We start from the raw sequence: 15,623 nt of genomic DNA on the forward strand, positions 1-15,623 counted from the left end.
TCTTCTTTGCCTCGCTTTGCCGTCAGTCTGTTGTTAGTCCAATGTGTCCGCAAGCCAATGCTGCAGCAAAAAATGCGCTATCGCACCTTTGCGGGCTGGCAAAAGTTTCGGATGGTCCCCTGCAAAAGCCCGCATCATCTCGGTTCGGCCAACCCAGATCGCATCTTCGATCTCGACCGGATCAATCTGGATCTCGGGCGACAATGCCTCTCCGGCACAGCCAAACATCAACGATGCAGGGAAAGGCCAGGGCTGGCTGGCCAAATAGCGCACAGCGCCCACTGGCACGCCTGCCTCTTCCATCACCTCGCGCCGCACGGCCGCCTCCAGCGTCTCACCCGGCTCGACGAAGCCGGCCAGCAAAGAGTACATACCCTCGGGCCAGCCGGGCGACCGGCCCATCAGCACCGAGTTTCCGTGCGTGATCAACATGATCACAACCGGATCGGTGCGTGGGAAGTGTTGCCCGCCGCAGGCAGGGCAACTGCGCTGCCACCCACCCTGTGACAGTACGCTGGGCGCGCCGCAGCGGGCGCAGAAGCGATGCGTCTCGTGCCAGCCAATCACTGCTTTGGCCGTTGCTGCCAGTTCGGCATCGCGCGGGCTGAGGCAGGTCATGATCCGACGCAACTCGGCAAAAACGTACCCCTCGGGCAGATCGGGATGCTGTTGCACCGTGCGATCAACGAACCCGCCGACGCCCGACAGGTCCAACCCTTCCGCATTCCAGCCTGAAATGTCCGCGGCAAAAAGCGGCACACCGTCCTCGGCAACACCCAGAAAAACAGGCTCCTCGATCACGCCGCCCGGACCGTTCTGTAGGATGGCATGATCCATCGGCAGCAGCGCAAGCCCGTCCAGTTCGGCACCAAACACCAACGGTTTGCCACGCCACACCAGAATGCATCGCGCGCGGGGTTCGTTGAATACCTGTCTCAGCCTTTCGGCATCCCCGCGCAACAACCCCGCCCGGTTCAGCCCCGAGCCGCCAAATGTAACCTGTTCTGCGCGTTTCATGCCTGCTATTCCCAAGTGCCGCGCAAAGGGCTGCCATGTCTTTGCCGCTGGTGCAACGGCTATTCACCACACAAAGATTTTTGATGCTGCCGCCGAAAGACCGCAGCGCTGCCCCGGAAATTGCACTAAGTACCTCTTTAGGTGAATACCGGGTTAAATTGACAGCCAGAAGTAGACGTTTTGACAAAGACAAGATCGCAGCGCGTTGGGCGACGGCAGGATGCCCGCGCAAAGCTTCAGATACTCGCGACATCTGACCTGCACATGCACTTGACACCATTCGACTATTACGTCGATCACCCTGACACGAACACGGGCCTGACGCGCACTGCCAGCCTGATCCGGGCGGCGCAGAAAGCAGCCCGGCGCGCGGGCGCTCTGACGCTGTTGTTCGACAATGGGGACGCGCTGCAGGGCACCCCGTTTGGTGACTGGGCGGCAGAGGCCACGCCCGACGCGCACCCGCTGCCCGCTGCGTTCAACGCGCTGGGATACGATGCGGTGGGGCTGGGGAATCATGATTTCGGCTTCGGGCTGGATTTCGTCAATCGCATCGCCGCGCAGAATGCCTGCCCCCTGGTGTGCAGCAACATGCGCGCAACCAATGGATCGCAGGGGTGGTTGCCCTATCTCGTTCTGGATCGGCATGTCAGCGTCATCGGGCAGGAGGTTCCAATCCGGATCGGCGTCCTGTCGCTCGTGCCACCGCAAACCGCGCAATGGGAAGCGCATATGCTTCAGGGTCAGGTCGAAGTGACCGACATTTTGTCCGCAGCCCGGCAGACTGTGTCAGACCTTGAGGGCGAAGGGTGCGATCTGGTTGTTGCGCTGGCGCATTCGGGGTTGAACGACGCAAAGGCGAAAGTCGGTCTTGAAAACGCGACGATCCCATTGGCCGCACTGGATGGGATCGATGCCATTGTTGCAGGTCACACCCATCTGTCCTTGCCGGGCAAGGCGCATGCAGGACTGCCTTTTGTCGATCACGAGAAGGGCTTGGTACATGGCAAACCGGTCGTGATGCCGGGATGGGGGGGCTCGCATCTTGGCGTCATCGATCTGGAGCTTGAGCAAGACCCGCAGCGCGGTTGGACTGTTGTGGACAGCCGGGTCGAGGCGGTTCCGATCAAGACCGCCGCCAAGCTCACACCTGAAGACCCCGAGATCGCCCGACTCTTTGCCGAAGGCCATGCCGAAACGCGCAAGCGGGTTGCCAAGCCAGTGGGGTCGGTGCCGCAAACGCTGCACAGCTATTTCTCGTACTGTGCGCCGGACCGGGGTTTGGCGCTGATGGCAGCAGCACAGGCGGCTGCGGTGCGCCCTTACCTTGTTGGGACAGACTGCGAGGGTCTGCCCATTCTGTCAGCGACCGCACCAGCAAAATTCGGTGGCCGTGCAGGCCCCGGGTACTACACCGAAGTTCAGGCAGGCGACATATCGATCCGCCACGTCGCCAATATGCACGTGTTTCCCAATGAACTGCGCGCGGTCCGCGTGACGGGGGCGCAGCTGCGCGATTGGCTGGAGATGTCTGCAGGGGTATTCAACCAGCTTTCCGCAAAAGAACCCGCGGACCTGATCGATTCTGATCGGGCCGGGTTTAACTTTGACGTCCTGCACGGTGCAACATACCAGATTGATCCGACGCAACCGGCCCGCTTCGACAGCTCGGGCCAGCTGACCGACCCGGCCCATCGGCGCATCCGGGCGCTTGCGGTGAACGGCGAACCGGTCGCTTCCGATCAGAGCTTTGTCATCGCGACCAATAACTATCGCGCCAGCGGTGGCGGGCATTTTCCCTTTGCTGATCAGGTACAGATGATCACACTGCCCGCGCTGCGTATTCATGATCTTTTGTGCGACTACCTATCTGGAAAATGCCCCAAAGATCTTTTGGAACAGGCACCGCGTCCGTTCACGTTGACCGCGCCAACCGGGACCGAAGCAATTCTGCGGACGGGCCCCGGCGCGCGGGCATATCTGGACGAGCTGGCCGAATACGCTCCACGCCTCCTGCCCCTGGATGCCGACGGGTTTCTGCCCGTTCACCTGACGCTCTGACGGGTTGCCAAGGCCGCGCGGCGCGCCTATATGAGGGGTCGAGAGGTTGGCGCGGGCGAGCGCCTCGCCAACCTGGTCAGGTCCGGAAGGAAGCAGCCACAACGAGTCCCGCTTGGGTCGATGTCCAGCCTCTCACTTGAACCAACCCATAGCCGCAGGAGGGCTTTATGATTGTAGCAAAAACCCTTCGGGCAGCCCGGTTCTGATCCACAGCGATCTTCTGACTGCCTGAACACATGACCAGCGGGTGCGCGATTGCCATCCGACGGACACGCTGTTTCTGATCACAGGCAGAGCAATGTATCTTTCTTTATCGGACCTCGGATGGTCCTCTCATTTCGCCGCGCAACACGCGGCCAACCCTTCATGCCAACCTTTTCGCATCACCGCCGTCCACCGGGACCGGCTGATTGGTCTTAGCCCGGATGGCGAAACCCAGTTGCAGAGCCCGGACCACCCCACCGGGACCTACGCGGTCGGAGATTGGGTGCTGGCAGACGACAACAACCGCGTCCGGCATCTGCTCGAGCGGCGCAGCCTGCTGCAACGGCGGGCGGCGGGCACCGGGGCGTCGGCGCAGCTGATCGCCGCCAACGTCGATGTGCTGTTCATCATCAGTTCGTGCAACGCCGATTTCAGCCTGCCCCGGCTGGAGCGTTATCTGGCGCTGGCCCATCAGGCCGGAAGCTATCCGGTGATCGTGCTGACGAAGGCCGACATATCGGATGCGCCCGAGACCTATGTGCAGCAGGTCCAAGCCATCGACCCGTTTCTGACGGTACTTGCGATCAATGCGCTGGACCCGGTTGAGATCGAACAGGTTCTGGCGTGGTGTCCAAAGGGCCAGACCGGCGCACTAGTGGGCTCATCCGGTGTTGGCAAGACGACGCTGGCCAATGCCATGACCGGGCAGGATCAAGCCACGGCAGGCATCCGCGAGGACGATGCGAGGGGGCGGCACACCACCACCGCTCGCGCGCTGCACCGCATGCGCAACGGTGGATGTCTGATCGACACGCCCGGCATGCGCGCCTTGCGGTTGCTGGACGCGCAGGACGGCGTGGATGAGGTGTTCTCGGACCTCATGGAGCTTAGCCAGAACTGCCGGTTCTCAGATTGCCAGCACGAGGCCGAGCCCGGCTGTGCCGTGCAGGACGCGATCCGCGACGGGGCGCTTGATCCCTCACGACTGGAGCGGTGGCGCAAGCTGCGGCGGGAGGATCAGCGCAACTCGGAAACCATCGCGCAGTCTCGTGCCCGCGACAAAGCGTTCGGCAAGATGGTGCGCGGAGTCATGCAAGAGAAGAAATCGCGCAAACGGTTGTGACCGTTAGGCCTCGTCTGATCAGGCGATCAGGCGGGGCCAGACGGCGGCGTTGCGCCGGGCAAACACGCCGATATGGCCGACCTTGGACAATCCAAACTCTTGCGGTGACAGCAGATGTCGGCGCGCCTCCGGGCCATAGAGATCGGCCAACCGCCAGACCGCCTGGGGCGGCACCATCTGGTCGTCTTCGAAGGCAAACAGATCAACGGGCCCGCCTATGCTGGACCATCGCGCGGCGGGCAGGGTCTGTCCGATCTCGGGCAGATAGCTGTCGGGCGCGGTGCACCATTTGCGCCATTGCCAATAAACCCCAGCGGGCAGATTTTCACCAAAGCCCAGCGCCTTACCCGGCAGATAGCCCAGCGCACGCGCCGCTACCGGTGCGTGACCGTACCAGAACAATGCAGCCAGCGCGCGATAGGGCCACGGGTGATCCGATAGCGTCACCAGCCCGGAACAGACACAAATCATCCGGTCAATACGGTCGATATCGGGTTGCACCGGCCCCAGCATCGCACCCAGCGAATGGCCAATGCTCCAGAGTTTTGCCCGAGGAAACCGCCGCCGCATCTCATTGCGCGCGGCCGGGATATCGATCAGCGCCCAATCCGCCATCGTCACCGTCGACGCCTTCTGCGGCCCGGTCAGGGACTGGCCAAAATCGCGATAATCATAGGTCAGGCAGGCCATGCCATGCCCGGCCGCCAACCAGCGGGCGAAATGCTGATAATAGTCACGCGGCACACCGGTCGCATTGTTGATCACGACGACCGTTTCCGGCTCTGACGCGGGCCGGTAGAGCCGCGCCGACAGCATCGCAGGGCCGGAGGGGAACCGGAAATCTTCCGTCATCACGGTCTGCTGCGCATCTAACATTGGGTCCTCTGGCACAATCTGAACCGATCAGTTCATTTCGTCACTGCAGAGTCAAGATTGACGTGGCGGGACCGCTGGAAGGCCCCGCCCGCCAATTCGCTTGACTCGATGCCCGCCCAACCGCTAGCGATGCGGTGATGGTTCCCGCGCCTTTGACCAAGGCCGGGATGAAAAGGGAACACGGTGCGGCCCTGCCCGGCGACAACCGGAACGGACCAAATCCGCGACTGCCCCCGCAACTGTAAGCGGTGAGCAATGCCGAAATGCCACTGGCCGAAAGGCTGGGAAGGTCGGCAAAGCCATGACCCGCAAGTCAGGAGACCTGCCATCGGAACCGAAACTGAAACTCGGGCGGGGTGTCCGGGCAGGTCCTGACAGCACAATGCCGTCCTACCTGTTTCACACCCTCAGCCCCACGCGCGGAGGGCGCAGTATGATATGGAAGACCGGCACCCACCAGTTCTCGGCAACAATTTGCCAAAGGACGGGGAAAACCTGTCCGGCTTTGGCGCGAATCGCACGGGCACTGGCCAATTCGATGACCGAGGCTGCGCCGGCAACAACTGCAGATTTCGAGATTCAGGGCAGCAGTGAACTGACGCACTGCGCTGACGGGTGCACCGCCCGTTTTCGCGCCCGCGCGGACGAAATCAGAGTATTCTGCGGAGCCGGATCAGACCAGGCCATCGAGCAACTGGACAGCTATGCAGACCTGTTGTTCGGCTCCGAGACCGCAGCCTTGTCGACGGATATCCTGTCCACACCGCCTTGCGCGATGCTCGAAGCGTTGACGCTATCTCGGGGCGCACCGATGCAACCCGACTGCCGCCCTTCGGCTTGATCTTCAGCCCGCCGCCAGAATGCCGGCGGGCGCAATCGCCCATTCCATCTGCGCATCGGTTTCTACGGCACAGGGCCGCAACGCGCGCAACCGCTGCAACGCAGCATCAGGATGCTCTCCGCATTCTATCATCAAACGCAATACGATCATGCCAGAGCGACCGCAGCCGCCCCTGCAGTGAACCAGAATCCGCCCACCGCCGGACAGCGCATGACGCGCTGCGGCGCTGACCTCGACCCAGCGTTCGTCGACCTCGGGCGATGGTGTGCCATAATCCTCGACCGGTAAATGAACCCAGCGGCAGGCGCGGCTTCGCACGTCGATCCCGAAATCTCTTGCGCCATCGAGTATCATCTCGACCTCGGTCGCCATTGACAGGATCAGGCCGGGTTTCCAATCGGCCACGGCATCAAGATCACTCTGATAATCGCCCCCGACCCGGCATGGATGTCAGCGCAAGCGTTCCTCCGCCAACCTGAAGCGCGTGGATAACCATCTCAGACATTCTACGTTCCCCCCGAAACGTTGATCATAAGATCTTTCTACTGTCTTCAAGTGTCCGATCTTAACCGCGTGGCCCGGCTTTCCAAAACGAAAATCATGAAGGCGGGCGGTGGACGCGGGCGGCGGCGGCCTCTACGCTGCGGCAGAACTCGAATCCGCGAAAGCAGACATGACCGACACGCCCAGCCCCGCCTATCAGGTGCTTGCCCGAAAATACCGCCCGGAAACCTTTGCCGATCTGGTTGGTCAGGACGCCATGGTGCGCACGCTGAAAAACGCGTTCGAGGCGGACCGGATCGCCCAAGCCTTCATCATGACCGGCATTCGCGGCACCGGCAAAACCACCACCGCGCGGATCATCGCCAAAGGCATGAACTGCATCGGACCGGATGGTGAAGGCAAGCCCACGACCGAGCCTTGCGGCCAATGCGAACATTGCGTGGCCATCATGGAAGGCCGCCATGTCGATGTGATGGAGATGGACGCCGCCAGCCGCACCGGCGTGAATGATATCCGCGAGATCATCGACAGCGTCCGCTATCGCGCCGCCTCGGCCCGTTACAAGATCTATATCATCGACGAGGTCCACATGCTCTCGACCAGCGCCTTCAACGCGCTGCTCAAGACGCTTGAGGAACCGCCCGAACATGTGAAATTCATCTTTGCCACCACCGAGATTCGCAAGGTCCCGGTCACGGTCCTGTCCCGCTGCCAGCGCTTCGACCTGCGCCGGATCGAGCCCGAAGACATGATCGGCCTGCTGCGCAAGATCGCCGATGCCGAAAGCGCTCAGATCGCCGAAGATGCGCTGGCGCTGATCACACGGGCCGCTGAAGGCTCGGCCCGCGATGCAACCTCGCTGCTGGATCAGGCGATCAGCCACGGCGCGGGCGAGACCAGCGCCGATCAGGTGCGTGCCATGCTGGGTCTGGCCGACCGGGGCCGCGTGCTGGACCTGATCGACATGATCCTGCGTGGCGATGCGGCAGGGGCTCTGACCGAACTCAGCGCCCAATATGCTGAAGGGGCCGATCCGCTGGCCGTGCTGCGCGACCTTGCCGAGATCACGCATTGGGTCTCGGTGGTGAAAATCACGCCCGACGCCGCCGAGGATCCAACCGTTTCCCCCGACGAACGCGCCCGGGGCCAGCAAATGGCCGAGGCCCTGCCGATGCGCGTCCTGACCCGCATGTGGCAGATGCTGCTGAAAGCGCTGGAAGAGGTCTCAGCCGCGCCCAACGCCATGATGGCCGCCGAGATGGCCGTTATACGCCTGACCCATGTGGCCGACCTGCCCAGCCCGGAAGAGCTGATCAAACGCCTGCAGGATGCCCCACCACCGCCCAATGGCGGCCCCGGAGGCGGCCTGCCCGCACCCTCTCAGGCCACAACGCGCGCGCAGGCCCCGGTTACGCCCGCCTACGCGGCACCCGCGCGCGGCGGAGCGGGTGCGCCGACCGCGGCTTTGGCACAGGACCAACAGACAGCGCTGGCCCGTTATCCGACCTTCGACCATGTGGTCGAACTGATCCGCGCCAACCGCGATGGCCTGCTGCTGGACGAGGTCAAGGGCTCTCTGCGGCTGGTGGCCTACCAGCCCGGACGGATCGAGTTCGAACCCACCGAACGCGCCTCGCCCCAACTGGCGCAGCGCCTTGGCAGCGCGCTGCAACGCTGGACTGGCAATCGCTGGGCCGTGACAGTGGTCAATGAGGGCGGGGCCGAGACCATCTATGAAAAGGAAAACGCCGCTGAAGAGGCGTTGAAAGCCGAGGCGCACAAGCATCCTCTGGTACAGGCGGTACTCGCCCAGTTTCCCAAGGCCCGGATCAAAAGCATCGAAACGCCCGAGCAACGCGCAGCGCAGGTCGAAACCGAAGCCCTGCCCGAGGTCGAGGACGAATGGGACCCGTTCGAGGAGGATTGATCAATTGCGCAAACCCTCCCGCGCCCGCCACGTGCCATCGGCTGCGCCGATACCCCTGAGCGGCCTTGGGCCCGGCAGCGCGAGCTTTGCCCGCGCTGCCGGGCCCAACCAAAGGAAAGGTCTGTCAAAGACAATGACGATGGACGGGAGTGCCCTCGGCCCTTGTGTCGCAGTGATGCCACCCGTATTTAGGCTTCAAACGGACTTACAGGAGAAATCTCGATGCTCAAAGGACTAGGCGGTCTGGGCGACATGGCCAAGATGATGAAATCCGCACAGGACCTTCAGACAAAAATGGCCCAGATGCAGGAGGAATTGAACAATCTGATGGTCGTCGGCGAATCCGGCGCGGGCCTTGTCAAAGCCACAGCCACAGCCAAAGGCGAGCTCAAAGGCCTTGATATCGATCCGTCGATCTTCAATGGCGACGACAAGGAAGTAGTCGAAGACCTGATCCTGGCCGCAATCAAGGACGCACAGACCAAAGCCGCGGAACGCTCGCAGGAAGAGATGGCGAAACTGACCGAAAGTATGGGCCTGCCGGCAGATATCAAACTGCCGTTCTGATCTTCATCTTTTTAAAAATACTCCCGCCGGAGGCTCCCTCGGGCACCACGCAGGACAGGCCGTGAGTTCGAACAGCGACATCGACAACCTGATCGACCTAATGGCCAAGCTGCCCGGCCTCGGCCCCCGCTCGGCCCGCCGCGCGGTGCTGCACCTGATCCGCAAACGTGCGCTGCTGCTAACGCCCCTGTCGGACGCCATGCAGCAGGTCGCCATCACGGCGCGCGAGTGCCTGAACTGCGGCAATGTAGGCACCACCGACATCTGTGACATCTGCAACGATGAGGCCCGCGCAACCGGAGAGCTTTGCGTCGTCGAGGACGTCGCCGACCTCTGGGCGATGGAACGCGCAGGCGTGTTCAAAGGCCGCTATCACGTGCTGGGCGGCACGCTCTCGGCACTGGACGGCGTCGGCCCTGACGAGCTGCGCATACCCCGCCTCAAAGACCGGGTGGTGGCCGAAGGCGTCACCGAGATCATTCTGGCCTTAAACGCCACCGTCGACGGCCAGACCACGGCGCATTACATCGCCGATCAGCTCGAAGGGCAGGTCCGCCTGACTTCCTTGGCGCAGGGTGTACCGATTGGTGGAGAGTTGGACTACTTGGATGACGGGACGATTACGGCGGCACTGAGGGCGCGGAAAGAGCTATGAAGCTCTTATCGCAATTTGCGGCGGTTCAAGCATTTTCAAAGACGATTCAAGCTGAAGCAATTCAGAGAAATGAATGACTTACGCTGTTTGGGATACCGTGAATCCGCCTTTGGCGGGCGAAGTATCTGGGTGGCAGTTTCTTCATCTCTGGTGAATTCATGGCGCTCTACCGCAAACGAAAGCTTCAATATCCAAAGCGCGCTCCCGCAGTAGAGCGATAGCACAGGACGAGAGCCCAACCAAATCCCCCTACCAGATTCACCGTTTCAGTCAGGTCTGCTTCCGAGTAGCATCATCACCAAATCGGACTTCCAAGGACATCGCCCATGACCCGCCTTCTCGCCCTAACCCTCGCCGCTTTCACCGCTACCGCCTCTTTCGCTCAGAGTCTCGTCGACAAGGGCTACATCGAAGGCTGGAACATCATGATGGACCCTGCGCTTGGCAATGGGTGCCTGATCCAGACGGTGTATGAGGATCTTTCTGTGGTGCGCTTAGGCTATGACGCCTTGGACAATCGCGGGTATTTCGCCGTTTACAACAAGGCCTGGGGCAACATCAAACAGGGTGAAAGCTATCCAATCCGGTTCGAACTCGATGGCAAGAGTTACGATGCCACCGCTGTCGGGTTCAATGAACGTAACGTGCCCGGTGCAACGGTCTTTTTCACCGACCGCAGTTTTGTCGACGCCATTGCCCAGAACAAGACCCTGACTGTCTATAACCCGGCAGGCGAAACAGTCATGGCGATTGACCTGAAAGGGACCGCAAAAGCACTGGAATACGCGCGGGACTGTCAGAACCCAAAGCTCTAGCGAATCGGATCGAACAGCGCATCCGTGGCACTGCAATCGAGGATCACATCGCGGCCACAGGGTACCGGGTCCAGCTCGCGGGACAGGCACAGACGGACCTCTTCGATATAGCCCTGTTTGCAGGTCACGGTGACCATGTCGGGCTCAAGCACGGGGTTCGCGTTCAGAAATGCCTCTTCGACCACCGAAGCAGGCAGCTTGACCGAGGCTTCAAGCTTGCGGAAGACCTCGGGACGAACAAAGGCCTCGTATGCCTGCCGCGATAGCGCATAATAGCCCGCCGCCGAGAGCCCCGAGCAGGTTCCGTGCTTCTTCCACTGATGCCACGCCAGGCCGGAACTGCCCTGAATATCCTCCATATCCCGCGTCATCGCCCGCGAGGGCGGACCCTCGGGCGTTCGGCAATAAGAGGGCCAGCCCTGGTGGAATTGCGGCCAGAGCCCGTGCAATATCCACCCGTGATCGTGTCGCGCGTCGCATTGGTCCGACCCGCGGGCGTCACCCTCGCGGGCGCACCAGTTGGGCGACCAGCTGAGCGACAGGACATAGTAGTCAAATTCCCCTGCCGTCTCGCCCTCGGCCAGCGCCGCCACGGCGCTCAGCGCCCATAAAATCAGCCCCTGAATCCCTTGGCGCATTCGCCTCTTTCCTTCTTACCCTGACCCGACTATATAAACCCCAAGTTCCCCGACAACGGAAACCTGCCCCAAGATCACGGGGCCGCCGAATTCCGGCGACGGGACAGATGTATTTATAGGAGACGGGCTGATGGCAAAACCCCTGATGGCCAAAGCAACCGCCGTATGGCTGGTGGACAACACCACGATCAGCTTCAAGCAGATCGCGGATTTCGTAGGCATGCACGAATTGGAAGTGCAGGGCATCGCGGATGGCGATGTGGCCGCCGGCGTCAAAGGCTTTGATCCGATTGCCAACAACCAGCTGACGCAGGAAGAAATCGACACGGCGCAGAACAACCCGCTGCACAAGCTGAAGCTCAAGTTCAATCCCGCAGCCTCGGGCGAGGAAAAGCGCCGCGGCCCGCGTTACACCCCGCTGTCCAAACGTCAGGACCGCCCGAACTCGATCCTGTGGCTGGTCAAGTTCCACCCGGAACTCAGCGATGGTCAGATTGCCAAGCTGGTCGGCACCACCAAGCCGACGATCCAGTCGATCCGTGAGCGCACGCACTGGAACATCGCCAACATGCAGCCCATCGACCCGGTTGCTCTGGGCCTGTGCAAACAGTCCGAATTGGACGCGATCGTACAGAAGGCCGCTGCCAAGAAAGCGGCCGAAGGTGGTGTGATGAGCGATGATGAGCGCCGCAAACTGGTCTCCACCGAGCAGTCGCTGGAGATGGACTCGGCGCCCAAAATCCCGACCGCGATTGAAGGGCTTGAAACCTTCTCGTTGTCGGACGAGCCGGACGAGAAAGACGATGATGATGCCATTGTCGACGCCGACAGCTTCTTCAATCTGCCCAAAGGCGGCGGCGATGACGAAGACGAGGATGATCTGCGCCCCTGATGCGCGGATGGCCCTGACCGCGCAGGGTTGGGGCCTTTTTCTTTGGGGGATGAAATGCTGAGTTTTCTATCCGCAGTTTTTGGTCCACACCGTGCCGTCTCGATCTACGCGTTCGTCAAAACCAGGGGATTGGCTATACTGGGCGGTGTCGGCGTGGTCGCTGTCGCCGCAGCCCTTCTGGTGTTGAACGACAGTGGCGACCACGAACACCATTCGTTCATGACGGTGCCCGTGTTGTCGGCGACTCCGATCAACGGGGATCTCAAGAACGGTGTCATCGCATCGGTACGATTGCCCGATGGGTCTGCGACGTCGATCACCTCGACCGAGGGGCGGGTTTCGCAAACCGTCGGTGACAACGCCTGCATCGAAAAACGTGTGTTCGTCGAAAGCGGAGAGCCGCGATACCGATTCAAACTGCCTCGCTATTGCGAGGCAAGCTGACGAGCAAAACCGCCCGGTGGATACACCGGGCGGTTTTCCTTCAGATCATCTGAAACAGAATGCCCGCAATGATGGCTCCGCTGATGCCGAGGCCCAGATAGGTGGCAAAGACGCGCGGTTTAACGAGCGACCAGACCGCCGCCATCGCCGGGATCGAACTGACGGCCCCGGCCACCATGAAGGCCATCGCAGCGCCTGCGGTCATCCCCTGCTCCATCAGCCCCGCCAGAAGCGGTGGCGCGACGTAAGAGTTCAGGTAGGCAGGCATCCCGACCAGCGCGGCGGTGACAATGGGCAGTACGCCCTCGCCGCCCACGACGCGGGCGATCAGGTCGGCGGGGACATAGCTGACCAGCAGCGCCTCAAGCACGTAAGCCAGCGCCAGCCATTTCAGCAGAAACAGGCCGTTATGGACGAATTCAGAGCGGAAGCGCACCCGGCGCTCGGGCTCCTGCCAGAATGCCCAGACCGGTTTGTCGTCTTTCTTCGGACCGCAGCCGCAGCAACCCGCGGGCTTGTATTCACGCAGAGGCTGAGCGAACGCGCCGCCGCGCATCAGGGCGCGGACCGCGAAGCCTCCGAACAGGCCCAGCGCGACGGCGGCAACCGCCTTGCCGATGGCAAAGGGCCAGCCCAGCGCGCCTGCGGTGATCAAAAGGGTCGGCGGGTCGATCAAAGGCGAGCTGAGCCAGAAAGCCATGACGGCCGACAAGGGTGCGCCCAGCGCCAGAAGCCCGGCGATGAACGGGATCACCTCGCAGGAACAGAACGGGGCCAGCCCGCCAAACAGTGCAGCGAGAAAGATCATCCGCGTTTCGCGCCCTTCAAACGCACGGGCCACCATAACCTCGGCCCCGGTGGCCTTGAGGTAAGACAACAGCAGCACCGCAAACAGGATGTATTGCCCTGTATGCGCCAGCGCCTTGCCGGCAAATGTCACGACCTCGACCCAGTTGCCGGGATCAAGCAGCGCGACGGTGATCAACAGGGCGACGATCAGCGCCCAAGGCGTCTTGATCAGGTCAACCACGTTCCGCCCCAGTGGCTTGGGATTCTGTGTCAGTTCAGCCATCGTTCGCGGCCTTTCCCACTTCGTCTGCGCAGCATTCGCTGAGGATGAACTGCGCGAGGTTTCTAAGTTCGTCGAAACACGCCCGATTGATGGTGCTGCGCCCAACCTTTTCCTGCTCGACCACGCCACCAGCGGCCAGAAACCGCAGGTGATGCGCCAGCGTCGACGGCGCGATGCCCGTGCGGTTCTGAATCTCTCCGACGGTGAGCCCTGTTTGACCGGCGCGGACCAGCGTCTTGAGGACCTTCAGCCGGGCCTCGGACCCCATGGCCGAAAACCCGGCAGCGGCTGATTCCCACATTTGCCATCTCCATTAAACTATATTTCTGGTTATTTAGTTCTTTTAAGGCCACGTGTCAATCGCGCGCGAATAAGTCCAGATTGCCCGCACCTTAGGTCCAATCTATAACCCTTCCATGGGCATCTCGGTCGACACCTTCTTTCTGGAACGCAACGGGCAGGGCACGCTGCAGGCGCAGATCCAACAGATGATTGCCGAGGGCATCCTGTCGGGCCGCTTTCATACGGGCGAGAAGCTGCCCTCGTCCCGCAAACTGGCGGAGCATCTGGGGGTCAGCCGGATCACCGTCACGCTGGCCTATACCGAGCTGCTGGCAAGCGACTATCTTACCGCCAGGGGCCGCTCGGGCTACTATGTTTCCGAGAATGCTCCCGTGCCTCCAACCTACACGCCAACGCGGCACGATACCGATGCCGTGGATTGGGACATCGCGTTGGCACGGAAGTTCTCAGGTGGGGATTTTCTGCAAAAACCCAGCAACTGGCGAGAGTTCCGCTACCCCTTTATCTACGGTCAGGCCGACCGGGATCTGTTCGACCATGCCAACTGGCGCCTCTGCGCGGTGCGCGCTTTGGGCCACAAGGATTTCGATACACTGACCGGAGACTATGTAGACCGCGACGACCCCCTGTTGATCGAGTTCATCGCGCGCCACACCCTGCCCCGGCGCGGGATCACCGCACGACCCCAAGAGATACTCATTACGCTCGGGGCGCAAAATGCCCTGTGGCTGGCCTCACGGGTGCTGCTCAACCGGGATCGCAAGGCAGCCATCGAGGATCCCTGTTATTATGCCCTGCGCGATCTGCTGGTCCACTCCGAGTGCAAAGTCACCCCCTGAAGGTTGACCGCGACGGCCTGCCGCCCGATGCGATCCCCGACGACACCGATGTGATCTTCACCACCCCCAGCCATCAGTGTCCCACCACAGCCACCATGCCGATCGATCGCCGCCGCGCGCTGCTGCACCGCGCGCGTGAGCTGAATGCGATGATCGTCGAGGATGATTATGAGTTCGAGATGTCCTTTCTGGGTGCCCCCTCGCCCGCGCTGCGGTCGCTGGATACGGACGGGCGGGTGATCTATGTGGGCAGTTTCTCGAAATCGCTGTTTCCGGGGCTGCGGCTGGGCTACATGGTCGGGTCCGAAAGCTTCATCCGCGAGGCCCGCGCCCTGCGGTCTCTGGTCCTGCGCCACCCGCCCGGTCATGTGCAGCGCACAGCGGCGTATTTCCTGTCGCTGGGGCATTACGATGCGCAGATCAGGCGCATGTCCAAGGCCCTGCAGCACAGGCGCGAGGCCATCGATGAGGCGATCCGGCAGTCCGGCCTGACGGTCGCGGGGCGCGGGATGCTGGGCGGGTCGTCGATCTGGATGCAGGCCCCCGCGCATGTCGACACCACACGTCTGGCCCATGACCTGCAGGGCAAAAGTGTGCATATCGAACCCGGAGAGCCCTTCTTTTCCGGACCCGACAAACCTCGAAACTACTATCGCCTCGGATATTCCTCGATCTCGCCCGAACGGATCGGACCAGGAATTGCACAAATCGCCGAAGCCATTGGGCAGGCATGAGGCGACTGGACCTATCCCGCCCGCGGTTCTGGCCCTATCGCCATAAGCACCCTTGGGTCAAAACCAACCGGAAAACAGGGGCGACAGACCCCGTTCCAGCCATCCTTGATC

15 protein-coding genes, 1 other RNA gene, 2 pseudogenes and 1 riboswitch are annotated in these 15,623 nt (G+C 61.8%); of the genes and pseudogenes, 12 read left to right on the forward strand and 6 right to left on the reverse strand.

Annotated elements, in window-relative coordinates; all coding sequences use genetic code 11:
* Window positions 1-33 precede the first annotated feature (33 nt).
* On the reverse strand, window positions 34-1,017 hold the full coding sequence (nudC, locus tag ACR3EN_RS03410) for an NAD(+) diphosphatase (RefSeq protein WP_480825506.1): 984 nt from the start codon (window positions 1,015-1,017) through the stop codon (window positions 34-36).
* A 35-nt stretch (window positions 1,018-1,052) separates the two neighbouring features.
* On the opposite strand from nudC, the gene ACR3EN_RS03415 reads away from it, so the two are divergent.
* From ACR3EN_RS03415 to rsgA, 4 genes are all read left to right on the forward strand, one after another.
* Window positions 1,053-1,274, forward strand: a complete 222-nt coding sequence (locus tag ACR3EN_RS03415) for a hypothetical protein (RefSeq protein WP_480825588.1) — start codon at window positions 1,053-1,055, stop codon at window positions 1,272-1,274.
* Window positions 1,198-3,078: a bifunctional 2',3'-cyclic-nucleotide 2'-phosphodiesterase/3'-nucleotidase gene (locus ACR3EN_RS03420; RefSeq protein WP_480870686.1), complete on the forward strand. Its 1,881-nt coding sequence runs from the start codon at window positions 1,198-1,200 to the stop codon at window positions 3,076-3,078. The genes ACR3EN_RS03415 and ACR3EN_RS03420 overlap by 77 nt, the downstream gene beginning before the upstream one ends.
* A gap of 39 nt (window positions 3,079-3,117) precedes the next feature.
* An RNA gene (gene ffs, locus ACR3EN_RS03425) (signal recognition particle sRNA small type) lies at window positions 3,118-3,216 on the forward strand.
* Between the two features lie 160 nt (window positions 3,217-3,376).
* Window positions 3,377-4,405, forward strand: coding sequence for a ribosome small subunit-dependent GTPase A (gene rsgA / locus ACR3EN_RS03430; RefSeq protein WP_480825510.1), 1,029 nt, complete (start codon window positions 3,377-3,379; stop codon window positions 4,403-4,405).
* Between the two features lie 18 nt (window positions 4,406-4,423).
* Here the strand turns inward: rsgA and ACR3EN_RS03435 are convergent, their stop codons facing one another.
* Window positions 4,424-5,281, reverse strand: coding sequence for an alpha/beta hydrolase family protein (locus ACR3EN_RS03435; protein WP_480918390.1), 858 nt, complete (start codon window positions 5,279-5,281; stop codon window positions 4,424-4,426).
* Between the two features lie 121 nt (window positions 5,282-5,402).
* Window positions 5,403-5,625: riboswitch (cobalamin riboswitch) on the forward strand.
* On the opposite strand from ACR3EN_RS03435, the gene ACR3EN_RS03440 reads away from it, so the two are divergent.
* Window positions 5,583-6,122 (forward strand): hypothetical protein, encoded by a 540-nt coding sequence (locus tag ACR3EN_RS03440; RefSeq protein WP_480825514.1) that lies wholly within the window; start codon window positions 5,583-5,585, stop codon window positions 6,120-6,122. It overlaps the preceding riboswitch by 43 nt.
* A gap of 3 nt (window positions 6,123-6,125) precedes the next feature.
* Here ACR3EN_RS03440 and ACR3EN_RS03445 read toward each other — a convergent pair.
* Window positions 6,126-6,627 (reverse strand): annotated as a pseudogene (locus ACR3EN_RS03445) (protein-tyrosine phosphatase family protein).
* A gap of 168 nt (window positions 6,628-6,795) precedes the next feature.
* Between ACR3EN_RS03445 and ACR3EN_RS03450 the strand changes: the two are divergent.
* The 4 genes from ACR3EN_RS03450 (at window position 6,796) to ACR3EN_RS03465 (ending at window position 10,590) form a co-directional block, all read left to right on the forward strand.
* Entirely contained in the window at window positions 6,796-8,553 is a 1,758-nt protein-coding gene (locus ACR3EN_RS03450; protein ID WP_480825518.1) for a DNA polymerase III subunit gamma/tau, read from the forward strand.
* A 222-nt stretch (window positions 8,554-8,775) separates the two neighbouring features.
* Complete coding sequence (locus ACR3EN_RS03455; RefSeq protein WP_480825520.1) at window positions 8,776-9,120, forward strand: YbaB/EbfC family nucleoid-associated protein; 345 nt, start codon at window positions 8,776-8,778, stop codon at window positions 9,118-9,120.
* A gap of 61 nt (window positions 9,121-9,181) precedes the next feature.
* The gene (gene recR / locus ACR3EN_RS03460; RefSeq protein WP_480825522.1) at window positions 9,182-9,775 is read left to right on the forward strand and encodes a recombination mediator RecR; all 594 of its coding nucleotides are present in this window, start codon (window positions 9,182-9,184) and stop codon (window positions 9,773-9,775) included.
* Between the two features lie 326 nt (window positions 9,776-10,101).
* Window positions 10,102-10,590: a hypothetical protein gene (locus tag ACR3EN_RS03465; protein ID WP_480825524.1), complete on the forward strand. Its 489-nt coding sequence runs from the start codon at window positions 10,102-10,104 to the stop codon at window positions 10,588-10,590.
* Here the strand turns inward: ACR3EN_RS03465 and ACR3EN_RS03470 are convergent.
* Entirely contained in the window at window positions 10,587-11,228 is a 642-nt protein-coding gene (locus tag ACR3EN_RS03470; protein ID WP_480825526.1) for a ribonuclease T2 family protein, read from the reverse strand. The genes ACR3EN_RS03465 and ACR3EN_RS03470 overlap by 4 nt on opposite strands.
* A 130-nt stretch (window positions 11,229-11,358) precedes the next feature.
* On the opposite strand from ACR3EN_RS03470, the gene ACR3EN_RS03475 reads away from it, so the two are divergent.
* Window positions 11,359-12,120, forward strand: coding sequence for a DUF1013 domain-containing protein (locus ACR3EN_RS03475; protein ID WP_480825528.1), 762 nt, complete (start codon window positions 11,359-11,361; stop codon window positions 12,118-12,120).
* A gap of 54 nt (window positions 12,121-12,174) precedes the next feature.
* Complete coding sequence (locus ACR3EN_RS03480) at window positions 12,175-12,564, forward strand: hypothetical protein (RefSeq protein ID WP_480825530.1); 390 nt, start codon at window positions 12,175-12,177, stop codon at window positions 12,562-12,564.
* 40 nt (window positions 12,565-12,604) lie between these two features.
* Here ACR3EN_RS03480 and ACR3EN_RS03485 read toward each other — a convergent pair whose 3' ends face one another.
* On the reverse strand, window positions 12,605-13,636 hold the full coding sequence (locus ACR3EN_RS03485; protein ID WP_480825532.1) for a permease: 1,032 nt from the start codon (window positions 13,634-13,636) through the stop codon (window positions 12,605-12,607).
* Window positions 13,629-13,937: an ArsR/SmtB family transcription factor gene (locus tag ACR3EN_RS03490; RefSeq protein ID WP_480530648.1), complete on the reverse strand. Its 309-nt coding sequence runs from the start codon at window positions 13,935-13,937 to the stop codon at window positions 13,629-13,631. The genes ACR3EN_RS03485 and ACR3EN_RS03490 overlap by 8 nt, the downstream gene beginning before the upstream one ends.
* A 115-nt stretch (window positions 13,938-14,052) precedes the next feature.
* On the opposite strand from ACR3EN_RS03490, the pseudogene pdxR reads away from it, so the two are divergent.
* Window positions 14,053-15,512, forward strand: a pseudogene (pdxR, locus tag ACR3EN_RS03495) (MocR-like pyridoxine biosynthesis transcription factor PdxR).
* The last annotated feature ends 111 nt before the right edge of the window (window positions 15,513-15,623 follow it).

The organism is Ruegeria sp. G7 (assembly GCF_056535465.1).